The 20,433-nt window shown below is 71.9% G+C and carries 17 protein-coding genes and 2 pseudogenes; 5 read left to right on the top strand and 14 right to left on the bottom strand.

Annotated elements, in window-relative coordinates; all coding sequences use genetic code 11:
• Positions 1-40 precede the first annotated feature (40 nt).
• On the top strand, positions 41-406 hold the full coding sequence (locus AB0I68_RS14980) for a cupin domain-containing protein (protein ID WP_363177686.1): 366 nt from the start codon (positions 41-43) through the stop codon (positions 404-406).
• A 42-nt stretch (positions 407-448) separates the two neighbouring features.
• Here the strand turns inward: AB0I68_RS14980 and AB0I68_RS14975 are convergent, their stop codons facing one another.
• Positions 449-1,909: a CehA/McbA family metallohydrolase gene (locus AB0I68_RS14975; protein WP_363177685.1), complete on the bottom strand. Its 1,461-nt coding sequence runs from the start codon at positions 1,907-1,909 to the stop codon at positions 449-451.
• Positions 1,910-1,990: 81 nt separating this feature from the next.
• On the opposite strand from AB0I68_RS14975, the gene AB0I68_RS14970 reads away from it, so the two are divergent.
• Positions 1,991-2,506 carry a helix-turn-helix transcriptional regulator gene (locus tag AB0I68_RS14970; RefSeq protein WP_363177684.1) on the top strand — a complete coding sequence of 172 codons (516 nt, stop codon included), beginning with the start codon at positions 1,991-1,993 and terminating at the stop codon, positions 2,504-2,506.
• 98 nt (positions 2,507-2,604) lie between these two features.
• Here the strand turns inward: AB0I68_RS14970 and AB0I68_RS14965 are convergent.
• A pseudogene (locus tag AB0I68_RS14965) lies at positions 2,605-3,525 on the bottom strand (LysR family transcriptional regulator); the annotation flags it as partial.
• Between the two features lie 99 nt (positions 3,526-3,624).
• Here AB0I68_RS14965 and AB0I68_RS14960 point away from each other — a divergent pair.
• The 3 genes from AB0I68_RS14960 to AB0I68_RS14950 all read left to right on the top strand — a co-directional run bounded on the left by AB0I68_RS14960 (position 3,625) and on the right by AB0I68_RS14950 (position 6,921).
• Positions 3,625-4,908, top strand: coding sequence for an MFS transporter (locus AB0I68_RS14960; RefSeq protein WP_363177683.1), 1,284 nt, complete (start codon positions 3,625-3,627; stop codon positions 4,906-4,908).
• Between the two features lie 161 nt (positions 4,909-5,069).
• Complete coding sequence (locus tag AB0I68_RS14955) at positions 5,070-5,765, top strand: L,D-transpeptidase family protein (protein WP_363177780.1); 696 nt, start codon at positions 5,070-5,072, stop codon at positions 5,763-5,765.
• Between the two features lie 124 nt (positions 5,766-5,889).
• Positions 5,890-6,921 (top strand): sigma-70 family RNA polymerase sigma factor, encoded by a 1,032-nt coding sequence (locus tag AB0I68_RS14950; RefSeq protein WP_363177682.1) that lies wholly within the window; start codon positions 5,890-5,892, stop codon positions 6,919-6,921.
• Here the strand turns inward: AB0I68_RS14950 and AB0I68_RS14945 are convergent.
• The 12 genes and pseudogenes from AB0I68_RS14945 to AB0I68_RS14890 all read right to left on the bottom strand — a co-directional run bounded on the left by AB0I68_RS14945 (position 6,808) and on the right by AB0I68_RS14890 (position 20,296).
• Positions 6,808-7,143, bottom strand: a complete 336-nt coding sequence (locus tag AB0I68_RS14945) for an STAS domain-containing protein (protein ID WP_363177681.1) — start codon at positions 7,141-7,143, stop codon at positions 6,808-6,810. The genes AB0I68_RS14950 and AB0I68_RS14945 overlap by 114 nt on opposite strands.
• Before the next feature lie 130 nt (positions 7,144-7,273).
• Positions 7,274-8,551 (bottom strand): thymidine phosphorylase, encoded by a 1,278-nt coding sequence (locus AB0I68_RS14940; RefSeq protein ID WP_363177679.1) that lies wholly within the window; start codon positions 8,549-8,551, stop codon positions 7,274-7,276.
• 100 nt (positions 8,552-8,651) lie between these two features.
• Complete coding sequence (locus tag AB0I68_RS14935; protein ID WP_363177678.1) at positions 8,652-9,050, bottom strand: cytidine deaminase; 399 nt, start codon at positions 9,048-9,050, stop codon at positions 8,652-8,654.
• On the bottom strand, positions 9,047-10,306 hold the full coding sequence (locus AB0I68_RS14930) for an ABC transporter permease (protein WP_363177677.1): 1,260 nt from the start codon (positions 10,304-10,306) through the stop codon (positions 9,047-9,049). The genes AB0I68_RS14935 and AB0I68_RS14930 overlap by 4 nt, the downstream gene beginning before the upstream one ends.
• Positions 10,303-11,418, bottom strand: a complete 1,116-nt coding sequence (locus AB0I68_RS14925) for an ABC transporter permease (RefSeq protein WP_363177676.1) — start codon at positions 11,416-11,418, stop codon at positions 10,303-10,305. The genes AB0I68_RS14930 and AB0I68_RS14925 overlap by 4 nt, the downstream gene beginning before the upstream one ends.
• Positions 11,415-13,073 (bottom strand): ABC transporter ATP-binding protein, encoded by a 1,659-nt coding sequence (locus AB0I68_RS14920; RefSeq protein WP_363177779.1) that lies wholly within the window; start codon positions 13,071-13,073, stop codon positions 11,415-11,417. Before AB0I68_RS14920 ends, AB0I68_RS14925 begins: the two co-directional genes overlap by 4 nt.
• A gap of 218 nt (positions 13,074-13,291) precedes the next feature.
• On the bottom strand, positions 13,292-14,353 hold the full coding sequence (locus AB0I68_RS14915) for a BMP family ABC transporter substrate-binding protein (protein ID WP_363177675.1): 1,062 nt from the start codon (positions 14,351-14,353) through the stop codon (positions 13,292-13,294).
• 218 nt (positions 14,354-14,571) lie between these two features.
• On the bottom strand, positions 14,572-15,816 hold the full coding sequence (locus tag AB0I68_RS14910) for an amidohydrolase (protein ID WP_363177777.1): 1,245 nt from the start codon (positions 15,814-15,816) through the stop codon (positions 14,572-14,574).
• Positions 15,817-15,953: 137 nt separating this feature from the next.
• Positions 15,954-17,246 (bottom strand): hypothetical protein, encoded by a 1,293-nt coding sequence (locus tag AB0I68_RS14905; RefSeq protein ID WP_363177674.1) that lies wholly within the window; start codon positions 17,244-17,246, stop codon positions 15,954-15,956.
• A gap of 64 nt (positions 17,247-17,310) precedes the next feature.
• Complete coding sequence (locus AB0I68_RS14900) at positions 17,311-18,222, bottom strand: N-acetylneuraminate synthase family protein (RefSeq protein ID WP_363177673.1); 912 nt, start codon at positions 18,220-18,222, stop codon at positions 17,311-17,313.
• A gap of 47 nt (positions 18,223-18,269) precedes the next feature.
• A pseudogene (locus tag AB0I68_RS14895) lies at positions 18,270-18,962 on the bottom strand (acylneuraminate cytidylyltransferase family protein); the annotation flags it as partial.
• The gene (locus tag AB0I68_RS14890; protein ID WP_363177672.1) at positions 18,959-20,296 is read right to left on the bottom strand and encodes a DUF6716 putative glycosyltransferase; all 1,338 of its coding nucleotides are present in this window, start codon (positions 20,294-20,296) and stop codon (positions 18,959-18,961) included. The pseudogene AB0I68_RS14895 and the gene AB0I68_RS14890, both read right to left, overlap by 4 nt.
• Positions 20,297-20,433: the final 137 nt, after the last annotated feature.

The following is a 20,433-nucleotide window of genomic DNA, read 5'->3' as shown; positions in this document are numbered from 1 at the left end:
GAGTGGACTCGGGGTGCTTCTCCTCGGGAGGCGATTCGGCATGGCCGGGATCGTGCGCAAGAGCTTCGACAAGGCGGACGAGACCCGTCCGTTCGAAGACGGCAAGGGCAGGCTCGACCTGATCCAGACGGACGGCGGACCTGTGGGCCGTGCGGTCTTCGAACCGGGCTGGCGCTGGTCGGAGCACATCAAGCCGCTGGTGGGCACGGACAGCTGCGAGGCCGCGCACACGGGATACATGGTGAGCGGCCGGATGAAGGTCGTCATGGACGACGGGACCAGCGAGGAGTACGGCCCCGGCGACTTCATGCAGATCGCGCCCGGACACGACGCCTGGGTCGTCGGCGACGAGCGGTGCGTCGCGGTCGACTGGACCGGCTTCGGCCAGTACGCGAAGCCCTCCTGACCTCCCCCGCACCCCCGCACCCCCGAACGCCCTCGGCCGGCCTCAGCCGACGGGCAGCCACACCGGGTTCGTGAACGCCGCCGGGGCACCCGGGAAGGGCGCGGCCGCGGCCGGATGGCGGACCTCGGCCCGGACGTAGGCCGACCGGGCCGGGGTGGTGTGCCATTCCAGCATGGTGGCGTCCGGGGCCGTGACGGCCAGACCCTGGTCGGTGACCAGCCGGAGTTCGCAGCCCGGGGCGCCCGCGGCCGTGAGCCGGATCAGCACGTCCGCGTCCGGGGCCACCCGCAGGCGCTCCCCGATGCCGGCATGTTCGCCGCGTCCGCCCACGGCCTCGAAGGTGACCGTGACCTGTGCGGACTCCGCGGCATAGGACCGGCCGGCCCGCATTCCGGCGAGGACGGCCTCCCGGGTCAGGTCCTCGGCGAGGACCACGGTCTGCGGGCCGCCGATGCGGTCCGGGTCGCGGTGGTAATCGCTGTTGGCCACGGCCGGGAGCCACCGCTCGCCGTCGGCGCCCCGCAGGGTGGCGTCCCAGGAGGCCAGGGAGACCTCGTCGTCCGGGGTCCACGGGCCGTTCCACACCTCCACCGCATCGGCTTCGCCGAAGCCGAACTTCCAGGCGCAGCCGATGCAGGTGGCGTGCGGGTGGGCGGGCACGACCAGGCCGCCCGCGCCCCGGATCGTACGGGCGAAGCGGCCGAAGCGGCCCTCGCGCGCCCGGTAGCGCCAGTCGACGAAGGTGCCCGGGTCGGTGCCGACCGCCAGGACGTGGCCGGTGCGGGTGGTGACCTCCTCGCCGGTCAGGATCAGCAGGTCCGGCGAGACCGCGTCGGCCCAGGCCGCGTGCGCGGTGTGGGTGTTGTGCTCCGAGGAATTGATGAAGTCCAGGCCGGCCGCCCGGGCCAGGCCGGCGATCTCGGCCGGGGTGCGCCGCCCGTCGGAGTGCACCGAGTGGATGTGGCAGTCGCCCCGGTACCAGGCCCGGCCGCGGCCGCGGGCCCGCTGGGGCGGGTAGACCGGGCGGGGCGTGGGGCCCGGCTCCCCGAAGGTGAAGCGTGCGGTGATCTCGTACGGGAGTCCCTGCGGGGCCACGGTGTACGGGCCCAGCAGCACGTGCCAGCGGCCGGCGCCGACCGGGCCGGGCACGTAGCCGGGGGTCGCGTCGTCGGCGCGCAGGAAGAACTCACTGCGGGCGCCGCCGGACCAGCCCCGGAAGCCGCGGCCGCCGAGGGCGGTGCCGTGCTGGTCGAAGATGCCGATGTCGAGGGCGTTTCCGGGGGTGCCGGGCGGCACGGGCGGTTTCCCGTACGTGTAGGCCACCCGCAACTCGCTTACGCCCGGCGGCACATCGAGCGGTATCTCCACGAAGTCCGGGGCGCCCGGCGGGATCGTGCCCCGCAGGACCCGGGTGCCGGGTGAGGGGGCGGACAGGTGCGGGGTGGTGGCTGCGGCGGCGCCGGTCGCACCGGCCGCCAGGAGTTCGCGCCTGGAGAGGGCCATCCCTCCACGGTGACGGCAGTACGTGAATCCCGTGTGAATCCGGGGTGAGCGTGGACCTCGACCGGGCGGGGGCCGCGCGGGGTGAGAGAGGCCGCGCACGCCGCGTACGGGGGCCCGTACGGCTTCGACGGTGCCGGCGCCGAGCGCGACGGGCAGGCCATGGCCGGCGACGGCGGTCGCGCCGGTCCGCCGGTACCCGCCGCTCCGCCCCCTCGCGGTCGGACGGCACCGGCGGACCTCCCCCGGCTACCGCTGGGAGGTGCCCCCGGGGGGGCGGTGCGCGGGCTGATCGCGGAGCTGGTCGCGGCGGTGGAAGCGGAGCCGTTCCCCACGACGGTGAGCCCCGACGCGGCCCGCTCGCTCTCGGACGAGCTGCGGCAGACGATCGTGCGGCTGCTGTCGGAGGGGCTGGAGGACAAGGTGATCGCGTGCCGGCTGGGCATGTCGGAGCGGACCTGCCAGCGCCACATCGCGGAGATCATGCGGGCGGCCGGCGCCAAGTCCCGGTTCCGGGCGGGCTACTCGCTCTCCTCGGCGACGCTTCCCGCCGCCGGGGGCGGCGCGGGAGACGGCGCCGGGGACGGCGCCGGATCCTGACCGGGATGGCCGGGATGACCGGGATGACCGGGGTGATCGGGATGACCGGGGTGATCGGGATGGCCGGGATGGTCGGGAAGGCCGGGCCCGCCGTGCAGTTCCGGGATCAGCCGGCCGCGCCGGGACAGCAGGAACCGCTTGAACTCGGCGACCGGTGGCGTGTCGGGATGGCCGTCGAGCCAGGCGACGCCGATCTCGCGGACCGCGCGCGGGGCCGTCACCGTCAGCTCGACCACGCCGGGGCGGGCCACGGCCGGCGGCGGCAGCAGGGCCACGCCGAGGCCCGCCGCGACCAGGCCGCGCAGGGTCTCGGCCTCCTCGCCCTCGAAGGCCACCCGCGGGGTGAACCCGGCCTCCGCGCACAGGTCGTCGGTGATGCGGCGCAGGCCGTAGCCGGCCTCCAGGGTGACGAAGGTTTCCTCGGCGGCCTCGGCGAGGCGGATGCGCTTGCGGGTGGCCAGGCGGTGGTCGTCGGGGACCACCAGCCGCAGCCGCTGCACATCCAGGCGGCGGGCGACCAGGTCGGGGGCGACCGGGAGCGGCGAGGTCAGGCAGAGGTCGAGCTCGCCGGCCCGCAGCTTCTCGAGCATGGCCTCGCCGTAGTTCTGGACCAGGGAGAACCGCACGCGCGGGTGGTCGGCGCGGAAGGCCCGGATCAGGCCGGGTACGGTCTCGGGGCCGAGGGTGTGCAGGAAGCCGAACGCCACCTTGCCGAAGGCCGGGTCGGCGTCCTGCTGCACCGATTCGGCGGCGCGGGCGATTTCGGCGAGGGCCCGCTCGGCCGAGGCGAGGAAGGTCCGGCCGGCCGTCGTGAGCGCGACGGTGCGGCCCTTGCGTGCGAACAGCGTGACGCCGAGGTCCTGTTCGAGCCGGACCATGGCCCGGGACAGGGTGGACTGCGGGACGCCCAGCTCGTGCGCGGCGCGGGTGACGTGCTCGTGGCGGGCGACGGCGGCGAAGTACGCCAGTCTCGGGGCCAGCAAACCTGTCACGGCCATGTCTTCTACGTAACGGTTCATTGACAGGCACCCTTCTGAGCTGTGGTGATGCATCAGTGGATCGATTATCGCGATTCTGTGCATTGGACGCATGAAACGGGACGGGTCTACGGTCGTTGCATGCCTCCCGTTCATACCGGGGCACCCGCCATCACGGGTGCCTCCACCCCGTCGTCCCCTGCCGCACCGCAGCCCCTCTCCCCCGGCCGCCCCGGCTACCGCCGGATGAGCCTCGCGCTCTTCGCCGCCGGACTCGCGACGTTCGCCCTCCTCTACTCCACCCAGGCGCTGCTGCCCGCGATCTCCGGCGGGTTCGGGGTGACGGCGGGTCAGGCCAGCTGGACGGTGTCCGCGGCCACCGGCGCCCTCGCCCTGTTCGTCCTGCCGCTCAGCGCGCTCTCCGAGCGCTTCGGGCGGACCCGGATGATGACGGTCTCCATGCTGGTCACCGTCGCCGTGGGCCTCCTCGTGCCGTTCGCACCGAACCTGGAGTGGCTGGTGGCGCTGCGCGCCGTCCAGGGCGCGGCGATCGCCGGCATCCCGGCCTCCGCGATGGCGTACCTGGCGGAGGAGGTCAAGCCGAAGGCGCTGGTGGGCGCGATCGGCCTGTTCGTGGCGGGCAATTCCATCGGCGGCATGAGCGGCCGCCTCGTCACCGGCTGGGCGGCCCAGGCGTGGGGCTGGCGGGGCGGGCTGCTGGCCGTCGGCCTCATGTCGCTGGCCTGCGCGGCGGCCTTCCTCGTCCTGCTCCCCCGGGCCCGGTTCTTCCGCCCGGCCTCGCTGAACCCGCGCGCGGTCGGCGCTGCCGTCGCCGGCCACCTGCGCGATCCGCTGCTGATGCGGCTGTACGGGATCGGCGCGCTGTTCATGACCGTCTTCGGCGCCGTGTACACCGTCATCGGCTACCGGCTGGTCGACGAGCCGTTCTCCCTCGGGCAGGGCGTGATCGGGTCGATCTTCCTGATCTACCTGGTTGGTACGGCCTCCTCGGCCGCCGCCGGGCAGCTGGTGGCCCGGACGGGGCGGCGCGGCGCGCTCTACCTGGCGGTGACCACGACCGCGCTCGGCCTGCTGCTGTCCCTGGCGGACTCGCTCGCCGCGATCCTGGCCGGGCTGGTCCTGATCACCGCCGGCTTCTTCGCGGGCCACGCGGTGGCGTCCGCCGCGGTGAGCCGGACCGCCGAGTCCGGCCGCGCGCAGGCCTCGGCGCTGTACCAGTCGGCGTACTACCTGGGCTCCAGCGCGGGCGGCACGCTCGGCGCGCTCGCCTACCACTCGGCGGGCTGGGCGGCCACGGTGGGCATCGCGCTGCTGGCCGTGCTCGGCGTCGTGTCGATCACCCTGTACGGCTCGCACGCGGCCCGCGCGGAGCGCCGCGTGACCTCGCTGGCCGCCGCACGCTGATACGGCCGCGCGCGGATCCCCTGTACAGCATCGGTACGAGTGGAAATACGGAGCCCGGAGCCCAACCCGCTCCGGGCTCCGGCGCGTTGCGCCTCCCCGCCGGGAAGGACTGGGGTGGGAGGGAGTCCGACGTGAAATCCATGTGGATGCGTACCAGGCGGATGCGTACGAGGCGACGCGCGGCGGCAGTGGTCTGCGGGGCGGTGGCGCTCGCGGCCCCGCTGGTGGTCGGCGGGGCCGGGACGGCGCAGGCCGCCGCCTCGTGCAACGTGACCACGGGGCCGTACCAGCGGGAGGTGGAGCAGTTCCTGGGACGGCCGGTCGACGGGTGGCAGTCCGCGGCCGACTGCCAGGCGGTCAAGGCGTTCCAGGCGAAGCACGGCATCACCCCGACCGCGGGGTACGCCGGGCCGCTGACCTGGCAGACGATGAGCGTCATGCTGGCGCAGCGGGCGGCGGGCACCACCCCCAACAAGGACGGCAAGTGCCCCGTGAACCTGGGCCGGATCGCCTGCGTCGACCTGACCCGCCAGCTCAGCTGGGTCCAGGACGGCGCCGCCTTGACGTACGGACCGGTCCCGGTCCGCACCGGGAAGGCCGGCACCGAGACCCGGACCGGCCTGAAGCAGATCTACTACCGCAGCATCGACCACTGGTCGACGATCTACGACGTGGCGATGCCCTACGCGCAGTTCTTCGACGGCGGGATCGCCTTCCACTCCGTCGACAAGAGCATGTGGAACCCGCCGGGGTCCGGCGGGTGCGTGAACATGCGGCCCGCGGACGCGAAGGCGTACTGGAACCTGCTGGGGAAGGGCGACGACGTGTACGTCTACGGCCGCAAGCCCGGCACTTAGGGGGCGTCCGGCGGATCATGGCCGGGCCCGGGCCGCCTGGCGCCCCCTAGGGGCGTCTTCCGGCTGCCGCTGTCAGACCCCTCCGGTAGTTTCGGGGTATCGGATCTACTGGGGGACGACAGTCATGAGTGACCTCGCGACCGGCACCGGCACCGCAGCCGCCGCCGAGTCCGGCCTGGATGCGGCGATGGACCGCTACCGGGTCGAGCTCACCGGCTACTGCTACCGCATGCTCGGCTCGTCCTTCGACGCCGAGGACGCGGTGCAGGACACGTACATCCGCGCCTGGCGCAGCTACGAGAAGTTCGAGGGCCGGTCCTCGCTGCGCTCGTGGCTGTACCGGATCGCCACCAACGTCTGCCTGGACCTGCTGAGCACGGGGAACAAGCGGGCCCGCCCGATGGACCTCAGCGCCCCGCAGCACCAGGCCTCGGCCGTGCTGAGCGAGAGCCCCGAAGTGACGTGGCTGGAGCCGGTCCCGGACGGGCGGGTGCTGCCGCAGACCGCCGATCCGGCGGAGATGGCGCTGGCGAAGGAGTCCGTACGGCTGGCGTTCGTGGCGGCGCTGCAGCACCTGCCGGCGAAGCAGCGGGCGGTGCTGATCCTGCGCGAGGTGCTGGCCTGGAAGGCGGACGAGGTCGCGGCGCTGCTGGAGACCACGGTGGCATCGGTGAACAGCGCCCTGCAGCGGGCCCGGGCGACGATGTCCGCGACGCGCATCCGTGAGAGCGAGTCGGCGGACCCGCTGGACGCGGAGCAGGTGAAGCTGCTGGCGCAGTACCTCTCCGCCTTCGAGGCGTACGACATCTCGCGGCTGACCACCCTGCTGCACGAGGACGCGGTGCTGTCGATGCCGCCGTTCGACCTGTGGCTCCAGGGGCATGCGGACATCGCGGCCTGGCACCTGAACCAGGGCATCGGCTGCAAGGGTTCGCGCCTGGTCCCGACCACGGCGAACGGCCTGCCGGCCTTCGGCCAGTACCGGCCCCGCGAGGACGGGAAGCCGGGCCACGTGCCGTGGGCGCTCCAGGTCCTGGAGATCTCAGACGGCAAGATCGCCGGGCTCAACGCCTTCCTGGACACCGCCCGCTGGTTCCCCCTCTTCGGCCTCCCCGAGGAGCTCGCCGAGTCCGACGAGGTCCAGCAGGGCGCGTAGCGCGGGCGCGGCCCCGGTCACCCGGAGCGGCCGGCCCCGGGCGGTGAGCCGCAGCCGGGCCAGGGCCTCGACGGTGCCCAGGTCCGGCGCGGTGACGGCGGCGGCGTCGCACACCACGGCGGTCGCCCCGGCGTCGTACAGCCGGGCCAGGCGCGCGCACAGCAGTACGGCGTCGCGCGCGGTCGGGCTGGGTCCGGGCAGTACGAGTCGGGTGATCTCCACGAGAGGGTGACTCCCCGGGCCCCCGGAATTCACCGGTGGTGCTCCTGAATCGGTCGTCACCGATCCCAGCATGCCGAACGGGACCGGCGGGGGTCCGCCGGTCCCGTTCACCTGAAAGGGAAGCCGCAGGTCAGGCGATGCGGTCCAGGACGATCGGCGTGGCGGAGAACGCCGTGCCGGCCGGGGCGATGTCGTACGTGCCCTCCAGCGAGGCCAGGGCGTACTCGAACTTCTCCGGGGTGTCCGTGTGCAGGGTCATCAGCGGCTGGCCGGCCACCACGGTGTCGCCCGGCTTCGCGTGCAGCTCGATGCCCGCGCCCGCCTGCACCGGGTCCTCCTTGCGCGCGCGGCCGGCGCCCAGGCGCCAGGCGCCGACGCCCACGCCGTACGCGTCGAGGCGGGTCAGGACGCCCGAGGACGGGGCAGTGACCACGTGCTGCTCGCGGGCCACCGGGAGGGCCGCGTCCGGGTCGCCGCCCTGGGCCGCGATCATCCGGCGCCAGACGTCCATCGCGGAGCCGTCCGCCAGGGCCTTGGCCGGGTCGGCGTCCTTGATGCCCGCCGCGTCCAGCATCTCGCGCGCCAGCGCCAGGGTCAGGTCGACGACGTCGGAGGGGCCGCCGCCGGCCAGGACCTCGACCGACTCGCGGATCTCCAGCGCGTTGCCGGCCGTCAGGCCGAGCGGGGTGGACATGTCGGTGAGCAGGGCGATCGTCTTGACGCCGCTGTCCGTACCGAGGGCGACCATCGTCGAGGCGAGCTCGCGCGCGTCCTCGATGTTCTTCATGAACGCACCGGTGCCGACCTTGACGTCGAGGACGAGCGAGCCCGTGCCCTCGGCGATCTTCTTCGACATGATCGAGGAGGCGATCAGCGGGATGGCCTCGACCGTGCCCGTCACGTCGCGCAGCGCGTACAGCTTCTTGTCGGCGGGGGCCAGGCCGTCGCCCGCCGCGCAGATGACCGCGCCCGTCGTGTCCAGGACGTGCAGCATCTCCTCGTTGGACAGCAGCGCGCGCCAGCCGGGGATGGACTCCAGCTTGTCCAGGGTGCCGCCGGTGTGGCCGAGGCCGCGGCCCGACAGCTGCGGTACGGCCGCGCCGCACGCGGCGACGAGCGGGGCCAGCGGGAGGGTGATCTTGTCGCCGACGCCGCCCGTGGAGTGCTTGTCCGCGGTCGGGCGGGAAAGGGAGTCGAAGTTCATCCGCTCGCCCGACGCGATCATCGCGGCGGTCCAGCGCTTGATCTCGGCCCGGTTCATGCCGTTCAGCAGGATGGCCATCGCCAGCGCCGACATCTGCTCGTCGGCGACGACACCGCGCGTGTACGCGTCGATGACCCAGTCGATCTGCTCGGGGCTCAGCTCGCCGCGGTCCCGCTTCGTACGGATGACGGAGATGACGTCCATGTGGTGCTTCCTTCTACGCGCATAGAGAGGGGTGTGGGAGAGGGGTTCCGGAGAAGTACGACGGCCCTTCGCCCGGCAGGGCGAAGGGCCGTCGGCACGGCTATCTCAGGTGGTCCGGCCCGAAGGCCTGCGGCAGCATCTCGGCCAGCGGAAGGATCCCCTTCGGGGTGTCCACCAGCAGTTCCGGTCCGCCGAACTCGAAGAGCAACTGGCGACAGCGCCCGCACGGGACGAGGGTCTCGCCCTTGCCGTCGACGCAGCTGAAGTGCGTCAGGCGGCCGCCGCCGGTGGCCTGGAGCGAGGAGACCAGCCCGCACTCGGCGCAGAGGCCGAGCCCGTAGCTGGCGTTCTCCACGTTGCAGCCGACGACGGTGCGGCCGTCGTCGACGAGGGCGGCGGCACCGACCGGGAAGCCCGAGTAGGGGGCGTACGCCCGGGACATGGCATCCCGGGCGGCCTCCCGCAGGGCCTCCCAGTCGGCGGTGGTCGCCGTCGTCACTTGCCCTGGCCCTTGCGGTACGGCATGCCGTCCGCCTTGGGCATCCGCAGCCGCTGCGCGGAGAGCGCGAGCACCAGCAGCGTCGTGACGTACGGGGCAGCGTCGACGAACTGGCTCGGGACGGAGTCGGTCAGCGCGTACCAGACGAACAGGCCGGCGGCGCACGCACCGGCGATGGCGGCCTGGAAGTGCTTGCGCTTGTACAGCTGCCAGACGACGACCGTGGCGAGCAGGATCGCGAGGAGCAGCAGCATCGCGTGGACGTTCTCGGCGCCACCGCGCAGCTTGAGGCTGTAGGTGAAGCCGAACAGGCCCGATCCGAGGGCCATGCCGCCCGGCATCCAGTTGCCGAAGATCATCGCGGCGAGGCCGATGTAGCCTCGGCCGCCCGTCTGGCCTTCCTGGTAGATGCCGGTGGAGACGATCGCGAGGAACGCGCCGCCCAGGCCGGCCATCGCACCGGAGACGACCACGGCGATGTACTTGTACTTGTACACGTTGACGCCGAGGGACTCGGCGGCGATCGGGTTCTCACCGCAGGAGCGCAGCCGCAGGCCGAAGGAGGTGCGCCACAGCACCCACCAGGTGGCGGGGATCAGCAGCACCGCGACGACGGTCAGCAGCGACAGGTTGGTGACCAGGCCGCCGAGGATGCCGGCGAGGTCCGAGATCAGGAACCAGTGCTTGCCCTGGAGCGTGGCCAGCCCGTCCGACAGGCCTGGGATGGTGATCTCGGTGATCGGGTCGATGCGCGGGGACTGCTTGGAGGAGCCGCCCGGGGCCTTGTCGAAGGTGAAGTTCGACAGGTACTGGGTGAAGCCGATGGCCAGGATGTTGACCGCCACACCGGAGACGATGTGGTTGACGTTGAACGTGACCGTGATGATCGCGTGCAGCAGGCCGCCGAGGGCGCCGCCGACGACTCCCATGAGGACGCCGGTCCACGGACCCCACTGGTAGCCGGCCCAGGCGCCGAACCAGGTGCCCAGGATCATCATGCCCTCGAGGCCGATGTTGACCACGCCTGCGCGCTCGGCCCACAGGCCGCCGAGGCCGGCCATGGCGATCGGCACGGCGAGCTGGAGGGCGCCGGAGACCTGGCCGACGGAGGTCAGGTCGTTGGCGCCGGAGATGACCCGGACCAGCGAGATCAGCACGAGGCCGCCCGCGATGATCAGCAGGATCCAGGGCAGGGTGAGCTTGCGGCGGCCGTTCGTGGGCGCGGCGCTCGTCGCGGAAGCGGTGCTGGTGGTCACGCCGCGACCTCCTTGTCGGTCTTGATGGCGTGGCCGGCGGCCAGCTCCTCGCCGACCTTCTGCTGCTGACGGCGGATGCCGTAGCGGCGGACGAGCTCGTAGCTGACGACGACCGCGATCACGATCAGGCCCTGCATGATCGTGCCGATCTCCTTGGCGTAGCCGGCGGTGTCGAGACCGGCGGAGGCCTTGTCGATGAAGGCGATCAGGAAGGCCGCGAAGAAGATGCCGAGGGGGTTGTTGCGGCCCAGCAGCGCGATGGTGATGCCGGTGAAGCCGACGCCCAGGGGGAAGGACAGGTTGTACGTGTGGGACTCGCCGAGCAGCAGCGGCATGCCGGTGAGGCCGGCGACCGCGCCCGAGATGAGCATCGACGTCATGATCATCTTCTTGGCGTCCACGCCGGAGGCCTGGGCCGCGGACTCGCTGGCGCCGGTGGCGCGCAGGTCGAAGCCGAACCGGGTCCGGTTGAGGGCGAACCAGTAGACGATGCCGAGGGCGAAGGCCACGAAGGTGAAGCCGTAGATCTCCAGGCCGTCACCGATGGTCAGGGGCGGGAACCAGCCCGACTCGGCGATCTCGCCGGTGGTCAGGTCGTTGGAGCCCGGAGGCTGCACACCCAGGTTCTTGGGCAGGATCAGCCAGGCGATCAGGGCGGTCGCGATGGCGTTGAGCATGATCGTGGAGACGACCTCGCTCACGCCGCGCTTGGCCTTGAGGATGCCCGCGATGCCGGCCCAGAACGCACCGGTGAGCATGGCCACGGCGACGATCAGCAGGATGTGCAGCGGGCCGGGCAGCGTGACCGCGGTGCCGACGACGGCCGAGACCATCGCGGCGAGGCGGTACTGGCCGTCCACACCGATGTTGAAGAGGTTCATCCGGAAGCCGATGGCCACGGCCAGGGCTGCCAGGTAGTAGATGCCGGCCTGGTTGACGATCAGGACCTGGACGTCCTCGTAGCTCGCCTGCTCGATCATGATGCGCAGCGGGTCGATCGGGTCCACGCCCGAGACGGCCAGCACGATCATGGTCAGTGCGAAGGCGCTGACCAGAGCGAGCGCCGGGCCGGCGACCGCGAGGAGCAGCCGGTCCTTGTCGATTTTCTTCATCGGGCCTCGTCCTCCGTCGTGTCACCGTCGGCAGCGGCGGAAGGGTTGTCGTTTGCTTCCAGGTGGCCGCGGGCCGCGCCGGTCATGGCCGTGCCGAGCTCCTCGGGCGTGACGGTCGCCGGGTCGGCGTCCGCGACCAGGCGGCCGCGGTAGATGACGCGCAGGGTGTCGGACAGGCCGATCAGCTCGTCCAGGTCGGCGGAGATCAGGAGCACGGCCAGGCCCTCGCGGCGGGCCTCACGGATGGCGTCCCAGATCTGCGCCTGCGCGCCGACGTCCACACCGCGGGTGGGGTGGGCGGCGATGAGGAACTTCGGGTTGTGGCTCATCTCGCGGCCGACGATCAGCTTCTGCTGGTTGCCGCCGGAGAGCGAGGCCGCGGTCACGTCGATGCCCGGGGTGCGGACGTCGTACTCGCGCACGATCCGCTCGGTGTCCTTGCGGGCGGCCTTGGGGTCGAGGATGCCGCGCTTGGAGTTGGGCGCCTCGGTGACGTGGCCGAGGATGCGGTTCTCCCACAGCGGGGATTCCAGCAGCAGGCCGTGGCGGTGGCGGTCCTCGGGGATGTACCCGATGCCGCCCTCGCGGCGCTTGCGTACGGGCGCCTTCGTGATGTCGTTGCCGTCGAGGGTGATGACACCCGAGTCCGGGGTGAGCATGCCCATGAGGGCTTCGATCAGCTCGGTCTGGCCGTTGCCCTCGACACCGGCGATGCCGAGGATCTCACCCTTGTGGATCGTGAAGCTGATCCCGTCGAGGAGGAGACGGCCGACGCCGACGACCTCGGGCACGTTGGCGTCCGGCAGGCCCGGCGTCCGCGAGGTGTCCTCGGTGGCGACCGGCACGCCGCTCTCGGCGACGGTCATGTCCTCGACGCGGAGCATCGGGACGGTGGTCACCGTGGACTCGCGGGTCTCCGGCGACGGCAGCTCCGCGCCGACCATCAGCTCGGCGAGCTGCTTGGTGGTGGCGGTGCGCGGGTCGGCGGTGCCGACCGTGGTGCCGCGGCGGATGACGGTGATGTCGTCCGCGACCTTCAGCACCTCGCCGAGCTTGTGCGAGATGAAGATGACGGTCAGGCCCTCGGCCTTGAGCTCGCGCAGGTTGTCGAAGAGCGCGTCCACTTCCTGCGGCACGAGCACGGCGGTCGGCTCGTCGAGGATGAGGATCTTGGCACCGCGGTAGAGGACCTTGAGGATCTCCACGCGCTGCCGGTCGGCGACACCGAGGTCCTCGACCAGCGCGTCGGGGCGTACGCCGAGGCCGTACGCGTCCGAGATCTCCTTGATCTTCTTGCGGGCCTTGGCGCCGATGCCGTAGAGCTTCTCGCCGCCGAGAACCACGTTCTCCAGGACGGTGAGGTTGTCGGCGAGCATGAAGTGCTGGTGCACCATGCCGATGCCGCGGGCGATGGCCTCGCCGGGGCTGGAGAACGAGACCTGGTCCCCGTCGATCGCGATGGTGCCCTCGTCCGGCTTCTGCATGCCGTAGAGGATCTTCATCAGGGTCGACTTGCCGGCACCGTTCTCGCCGATCAGGGCGTGGACCGTGCCCTTGCGGACGGAGATCGCGATGTCCTTGTTGGCGACGACGCCGGGGAAGCGCTTGGTAATGCCGTTCAGTTCTACGGCGAGAGGGGGGCTGGACGCGTTGATGACGCACTCTCCTTGGCGCGGAAGGAGCTGGAGACGGGGGGGACAGGGCGGGGAGAGAAGGTATCGCGTCCACGATGCCTCTACGCGCGTAGCACTGTCGAAAGTGAAAACTTGCGGCCAACTGGCCACAAGGTTCACGAAACGCGGCTCGGGGCCCGGGAGCGGTAGAGACCGCTTCCCGGACCCCGGAGACCAATCACTGCACGTCAGATGATGCCTTACGGCGCGGTCTTGACGGTGATCTTCTTCGCGATGATGTCGGCCTTCGCCTTGTCCACAGCGGCGATGAGGTCGGCCATCTTCTTGTACTCGGGGTTGGAGTCGGCCAGGCCGACACCGTTCGTGTCCAGGCCGTAGCGGATCTCACCGGTCGCGGGCTTGCCCTCGCTGACCGACTTGATCTCGTTGTAGACCGCACCGGCGACATCCTTCATGACCGAGGTCAGGATGTGCTCCTTGTACTTCGACAGGCCGGCCTGGTTGTACTGGTCCGAGTCGACGCCGATGGCCCACTTGCCCGCGTTGGCCGTGGCCTCGATCGCGCCGGAGCCGGCGAGACCGGCGGCGGAGTAGATCACGTCGGCGCCGTTGTCGAGCTGGCCCTTGGCGGCGGCCTTGCCCAGGTCGGGCTTGGCGAAGCCGGAGAAGTCCGGCGGCTGGGTCAGGTAGGTCGACAGCACCTTGGCGTTCGGGTTGGTGTCCTTGACGCCCTGGGTGAAGCCCGCCTCGAACTTCTTGATCAGCGGAACCTCGACACCGCCGATGAAGCCGACCGTGCCGGTCTTGGAGGCCTTGGCGGCGGCGACGCCGGCCAAGTAGGAGCCCTGCTCCTCGCTGAAGACCAGGTTCGCGATGTTCTTGTCGGTCACCGAGGTGTCGTCGATGATGCCGAACGTGGTGTTCGGGAACTTCGGGGCGACCTTCTTGATGGCCGGGGCGTAGGAGAAGCCGACGCCGATGACCGGGTTGTTGCCCTTGCGCGCAAGCTCGGTGAGGCGCTGGACCTTGTCGGCCTCGCTCTCGCCCTCGGTGGGCTCGGCCTCCGCGGTCTTGACCTTGAGTTCGTTCTTGGCCTTCTCCAGACCCGCGTACGCGGCGTCGTTGAAGGACTGGTCACCGCGACCGCCGATGTCATAGGCGATGGCAGCGGACTTCGCGGAACCCGACTCCGAGGGGGAGGACGAGGTCTCCGACGACTTCTTTCCGCCACAGGCGGTGGCCGAGAGGGCCAGCGCCGCGGACGCGATGCCCACGGTGGCGATCCTGGTGATCCGGCGCAAGGGGAGGCTCCTTCAAAACCTGACCGAAGCGCCACGACCGGCGCTGGTTTCGCGGCGATCGTAACGCGCGTAGATGTCAGTTAAAGGGCCGTTCATGAGTCGTTATCGGATCGTCGCGAATCGGACAGTGACCGATTGGTAACTGCTTACGAGCCCAGCCCTTGTGTACCAAGGGCTGGACAGGTGTGACGGGAGGCGCTCAGATGTTGTACTAATTTTTACCCGATCGGCCTCGAATGCCGCCCGTCGAGCAGTGCGGCGGCCGTGAAGAACTCCACCCCGACTCCGATCGCGGACTCGTCCACGTCGAAGTCGCCCCGGTGCAGGTCCCGCTTGGCGCTCGCGCCCGGGGTGTGCACGCCGAGCCGCGCCATGGCTCCGGGCACGTGCTCGAGGTACCAGGAGAAGTCCTCGCCGCCGAGGCTCTGCTCGGTGTCCTCGACCGACTCCTTGCCGAGCCGGGCCGTCATCGACTCGCGCAGCAGCTCGGTGACCACCGGGTCGTTGACCACCGGCGGCACCCCGCGCACGTAAGTGATCTCCGAATGGGCCCTGTGCATCCCGGCGATCTCGTCGATCGCGGCGTGGATCTGGTCGGGTGCCCCGTGCCAGGCGTTGATGTCCAGGCAGCGGATGGTTCCGGACAGCTCGGCGTGCATCGGGATCACGTTGCAGGCGTGCCCGGCCTCGATCCGGCCCCAGGTGATCGACATGCCCGAGCGGGCGTCCATCCGGCGGGACAGCACGGCCGGCAGGTCGACGGCGACCCGGGCGGCGGCCGTCACCAGGTCGGTGGTCAGGTGCGGGCGGGCGGTGTGCCCGCCGGGGCCCGCCAGCGTGATCTCCAGGCGGTCGCAGGCGGACGTGATGGCCCCGGTCCGCAGTCCGATCTTCCCGGCGTCGACCCGCGGGTCGCAGTGCACCGCGATGATCCTGCCCACGCCGTCCAGGACGCCGGACTCGATGGCGTCGGTGGCTCCGCCGGGGAGCACCTCCTCGGCGGGCTGGAACAGCAGCCGTACGGGGCGGGGCAGCAGGCCCTGCCGGTCGAGGTCGGCGAGGACCAGGCCGGCGCCGAGGACGACCGCGGTGTGCACGTCGTGGCCGCAGGCATGGGCGCGGTCGGGGAAGGTCGAGCGGTACGCGACGTGGGTCTTGGCGTCCGGAATGGGCAGGGCGTCGATGTCCGCGCGCAGGGCCAGCATCGGCCGGCCCCCGTCCCAGGTGCCCACGTCACAGATCAGGCCGGTTCCGGACTTCAGCACGCGGGGGCACAGGCCGGATTTCTCCAGCCGGGCCTTGATCGCCGCCGTGGTGCGGAACTCCTGGTGTCCTAGCTCGGGGTGCATGTGCAAGTCCCGGCGGAAGGCGATCAGTTCGGCACGCAGGTGGTCCGGAAGCTTGCCGGGCAGCTCGGGCTGGTCGGGCGTGCCGGGCAGGGCGGTCTGGGACTCGCGGGACATCAACTGGTTCACCCGTTGAAGGGTAGGCGCACGAATGGCTCAACTGGCCGGAGATCACCAAAAGTTCATGCCGTTAGGGGAAAAAAACCAGACCTCTGGACGCATGACCGGATGCACCCGGGGGTAAACTCGCGCGCTCATCCGGCCGCGGAGGCCGTCTGGGCAGGCAGTCTGCGCACATCGCGGGCGGTCTCGGTGACCCCGGCGAGGAAGCTGCGGGCCCGCGGCGAGGCGGAGCCGGCGAGCCAGGCCGGGTCGACTTCGCATACGGCGACGGTCACACCGGTACCGGTCAGCGCGTACGGCAGGGTGTGGACGACCGTGGACGGAAAGCTGACGACCGTACGGCCGACGGGTCCGCGCCGGGCGATCAGCTCCAGCGGCAGGTCCGGACGGACGATCTCGAGCCCGGTCGCCTCGCTGAGCGTGCGCAGCTTCTCCGGGGACTCCCGGCGGTGCGCGAAGTAGCGGGTGGCGCCGTACTCCAGGGTCAGGGCGCGTACGGCGTCCAGGTAGCGGGCCGGGTCGACCACGCCGGTCTCCACGAGCGAGGTACCGACGAGGTCGGTGCCCTTGGTCAGGCGCGGCGGGCCGAACCGGGAGCGGGTCCAGGCGAACTCGTTGACCCGCAGCGTCATCGCGCCGTGGACGGTGACGGGCATCGAGCTGAACACCTCGACGCGGCGCCCCTTGCCCGCGGCCGGGGTGAAGCGGCGCCGGGCGGTGGCCGAGACCGGCGCGTACGCGAGCTCGCGGATCCGGCCGGGCAGGCCTCCGCCGCCGACGCGGTGCCAGCGTACGAGGCGCTCGCCGCGGGCGGTCTGGGCGACGAACTCCATGGTGGCGGTGCCGTCGTCGACCACCACGAGCTCCTCGGCCCGTACGAGGGTGAGCAGCAGCTGCACGTACCGGGAGAAGGGGTCGCCGACGACGATCCGGCGGGCCGCGCGCACGTCCCGGGCGAGGGCGGCGAGCGCCTTGAACGGGGCGAGCCTGCCGCCGCGGGCCTCCTGCCAGGCGACCGCGTACCCCTCGTCCCGCGCCAGCCCCGCCATCCGGCGCAGCTGGCCGCGGGACATGGGGTCGGTGGGGGGCAGTACGACGATCCGCAGCCAGGACGCCGCGCTCGCGGACCGGTCCCGCGCGGCGGCTCCGGCGGCGTCCGGGCCGGGCCCGGGGGACGGACGGAGGTCCGGGCGGGGAGAGGCTCCCGCGGCCGGCCCGCTGCCCGGAGCGGCCGCCTCGCCGCGGTCCGCGTCCGGCGACAGGCGCGGGGGACGGGAGGCGAGAGGGCCCGGTTGGCGGGGGACGCCGGCCAGCAGGGCGTCACCGCCTGGTGTGGACGCGGTTTCGGCGTACGCCCACTCCAGCACGTTCAGGAGCTGGACCGGACTCTCGACGAAAGCCAGGGTGGAGGCTGAGGGGGTCACCACGTACTCCTCGTCAGGGGCGGGGCGGAGCGCCGTACCGGCCGGACACCGGACGGACCGCGGGTCAGACCGAGGCGAGTTCGCCCTGGAACCGGCGGAGCTTCTTCATGGGGCCGAGCTCGGAGTCGTAGACGCGCTTGACGCCGTCGCCGAGGGCGGTCTCGATGGTGCGGATGTCGCGGACCAGGCGGGCCAGCCCGCCCGGCTCCACGGAGGCGGCCTGGTCGGAGCCCCACATGGCGCGGTCGAGGGTGATGTGCCGCTCGACGAAGGTGGCGCCGAGGGCGACAGCCGCGAGGGTGGTCTGCAGGCCCGTCTCGTGGCCCGAGTAGCCGATCGGGACGTTGGGGTACTCCTCCTGGAGGGTGTTGATCACCCGCAGGTTGAGCTCCTCCGCCTTGGCCGGGTACGTCGAAGTGGCGTGGCAGAGCAGGATGTTGTCGCTGCCGAGCACCTCCACCGCGTGCCGGATCTGCTTCGGGGTGGACATGCCGGTGGAGAGGACGACGGTGCGGCCGGTGGCGCGCAGGGCGCGCAGCAGCTCGTCGTCGGTGAGGGAGGCGGAGGCCACCTTGTGGGCGGGGACGTCGAACTTCTCCAGGAAGGCGACGGCCTCGGTGTCCCACGGGGAGGCGAACCAGTCGATGCCGCGCTTGGCGCAGTGCTCGTCGATGGAGCGGTACTCGGCCTCGCCGAACTCCACGCGGTGGCGGTAGTCGATGTACGTCATCCGGCCCCAGGGGGTGTCGCGCTCGATGTCCCACTGGTCGCGCGGGGTGCAGATCTCCGGGGTGCGCTTTTGGAACTTCACGGCGTCGCAGCCCGCCTCGGCGGCGGCGTCGACGAGGGCGAACGCGTTGCCGAGGTCGCCGTTGTGGTTGATGCCGATCTCGCCGACGACGTAGACGGGGCGGCCGGGGCCGGCGGTGCGCGAGCCGAAGGTGCGCAGGCGGGAGCTGGGGGTGGCGACGGTCATGGCAGGTGTGGCCCTTCGTTCGGTGCGTGGGGGCGCGGAGGGGGTGTGAACAGGGGGGCGAGGAGGCGGGCGCGGGCCAGGTCGTGCGGGTCGTCGATCTCCAGGACCCGTGCGGGGTCGGTGGCGACGGGGAGGGTGCGCCCGAAGAAGCGGTGCCGGGAGGTGCGGAAGCCGGCGGCGTCCATGGCGTAGGCGGCGCCGGTCTCCAGCAGGTCCCGGGGGCGGTCCTGGCGGCGGGGGCGTACGGCCTTGTCGTGGTTGACGCCGTTCCCGGCGCCGTCGGCCGCCTCCCGCCAGAGGAAGCCGTGGAAGGGGGCGACGGTCAGGGCCGAGTCGGCCGTGCCGGATGCGACGGCGGCGGCGACCGATTCGACGTCGGAGGAGGTCAGGAAGGGGCTGGTGCACTGGACGAGGAGGACGACGTCCACGGTGAGGGAGTGCAGTTCCTCGAAGGCGTCGAGCGCGTGCAGCACGGCGGCTTCGCTGCTCGCGCTGTCCCCGGAGATCGCCGCGGGCCGGCGGATCGCATCGGCCCCGGCGGTGCGGGCGGCGGCGGCGATGGGCTCGGCGTCGGTGGAGACGACGACGTCGGTGACGGTGGCCGCGCCCCGGCAGGCCCGGACGGCCCGGACGACGAGCGGGACTCCGGCCACCTTGGCGAGGTTCTTCCCCGGGACCCCCTTGGATCCGCCCCGGGCCGGGATCACGGCCAGGACCCGGGGACGCGCCGCGGGGCTCACAGCTCCCCCATCCGGCGGATCATCGGAGCCACGCGCTGGACGCCGTGGCGGTACGCCCCGCGGGCGGCCTCGCGCAGGTGCGAGCGGAGCCAGCGGCGCAGCCGGGACTCGGCGCCGCTCTCCCGGACGGCGCCGGGCAGCGGGGTCCCGTCGGGGGCGAGGTGGTGCCGGGCCAGGATCCCGGGCAGGTACCCGGGCGCGGTGACCTGCGTGTAGTAGGGGGCGACGGCCGGGAGCACGCCGAGTCCCAGCAGTTCGCCGAGCCGGGCGCGGGCGGCGGCGAAGGAGTCGTCGGCGCCGCTCACGCCCTGGCCGGCCAGCCAGTCCGGGTCGCCCTGCGGCAGCAGGCCGGCGTCGAGCTGGTCCCAGGACGCCAGGCAGCCCGAGCCGAGGAAGTGGTGGTTGCCGAGCGCCTCGCGGATGCCGAGGTCGGTGAGGACCGCCGTCGGGATCCCGCGGTGCAGGGACTCCAGGGCTGCCGTGGAGGACACCGTGACCAGCAGGTCCGTGCCGTCCAGGACCTCGCCCATGTTCCCGTACACCAGCCGGCAGTTGGCGGGCAGTCCGCCGGGAATCCGCTCGGCGAGCCGCTGGTACGGCTGCTCCTCGAGGTGTGTGGTGTGCTCCCCGGGCCGGCTGCGCAGCTTGATCAGCACCTCGCGCTCCGGGTGCAGCCGGGCGTGCCGGGCCGCCCGCTCCAGCAGGTACGCGCGGTCGGCGCGGCTCTCGGGGACGGACGGCTGGACGGCGAAGACCACGGTGTGTGCGGGGCTCCCGGCCCGCTCGTGGGCGGCTCCGTCCAGGAACGGCAGCGCCGTCTCCGTGACGGCGCCGGTGTCCGCGCCGACGCCCTCGTACACCGCGCGGAAGCGTCCCGCGTCGTGCCGGGAGTTGGCGAGGACGAGGTCGGCCCCGTGCCGCAGCAGCAGCCCGTCGGCGAGCTTCTCGTATACGACGCCCACGTACCCGGTGACGAGGACGGGGCGGGCGGCCGGCTCGGGCCACAGCGCGCGGACCCCGTGCAGGACGGCCTGGACGGCCCCGCCGACGAGGGCGAGGACGACGACGTCGTACCGCTCGCGTTCGAGCTCCGCGAGGAACTGTGCGCAGGTCACCTCGGAGAGCCGGTCGGCGCGGACTCCCACCTCGCCGAGCTGGCGCGCGGTGGGGGTGGCCCGGCCGCGGAGCAGGTATCCGGTGAGGTGCGGTGCCGACGTGAGGCGGCGGGCGGTGAGTGCGCCCCATTTCCATCGCGTATCGGAATCGGCGAGTACGGCGACTCGAAGGGCAGTACGAGTATGAGTACGAGTGGCGGCGCGATTGCTGGCTGGCACCCGGCAGAAGCTATTCCGCAATTTCGGTGATCGGCCCAACGAGCGCACAACAGCGGGTTAACAACCCGTCGACGGAATGCGAAACCGCACTGGTTAACTCGCCCGCCCTGCGTCGTTCACATGGAATCCGCACACGG

This window comes from Streptomyces sp. NPDC050448 (assembly GCF_040655295.1).
Lineage (GTDB): Bacteria > Actinomycetota > Actinomycetes > Streptomycetales > Streptomycetaceae > Streptomyces.
This window is presented reverse-complemented; position numbering and strand designations above follow the sequence as displayed.

Excerpts from the sequence above, each read along its gene's own strand:
- AB0I68_RS14925 (WP_363177676.1), bottom strand. The coding sequence starts at position 11,418 with ATGAAGAAAATCGACAAGGACCGGCTGCTCCTCGCGGTCGCCGGCCCG.
- AB0I68_RS14980 (WP_363177686.1), top strand. The coding sequence starts at position 41 with ATGGCCGGGATCGTGCGCAAGAGCTTCGACAAGGCGGACGAGACCCGT.
- AB0I68_RS14900 (WP_363177673.1), bottom strand. The coding sequence starts at position 18,222 with ATGACCGTCGCCACCCCCAGCTCCCGCCTGCGCACCTTCGGCTCGCGC.
- AB0I68_RS14940 (WP_363177679.1), bottom strand. The coding sequence starts at position 8,551 with ATGGACGTCATCTCCGTCATCCGTACGAAGCGGGACCGCGGCGAGCTG.
- AB0I68_RS14960 (WP_363177683.1), top strand. The coding sequence starts at position 3,625 with ATGCCTCCCGTTCATACCGGGGCACCCGCCATCACGGGTGCCTCCACC.
- AB0I68_RS14975 (WP_363177685.1), bottom strand. The coding sequence starts at position 1,909 with ATGGCCCTCTCCAGGCGCGAACTCCTGGCGGCCGGTGCGACCGGCGCC.
- AB0I68_RS14955 (WP_363177780.1), top strand. The coding sequence starts at position 5,070 with ATGCGTACGAGGCGACGCGCGGCGGCAGTGGTCTGCGGGGCGGTGGCG.
- AB0I68_RS14950 (WP_363177682.1), top strand. The coding sequence starts at position 5,890 with ATGAGTGACCTCGCGACCGGCACCGGCACCGCAGCCGCCGCCGAGTCC.
- AB0I68_RS14910 (WP_363177777.1), bottom strand. The coding sequence starts at position 15,816 with ATGTCCCGCGAGTCCCAGACCGCCCTGCCCGGCACGCCCGACCAGCCC.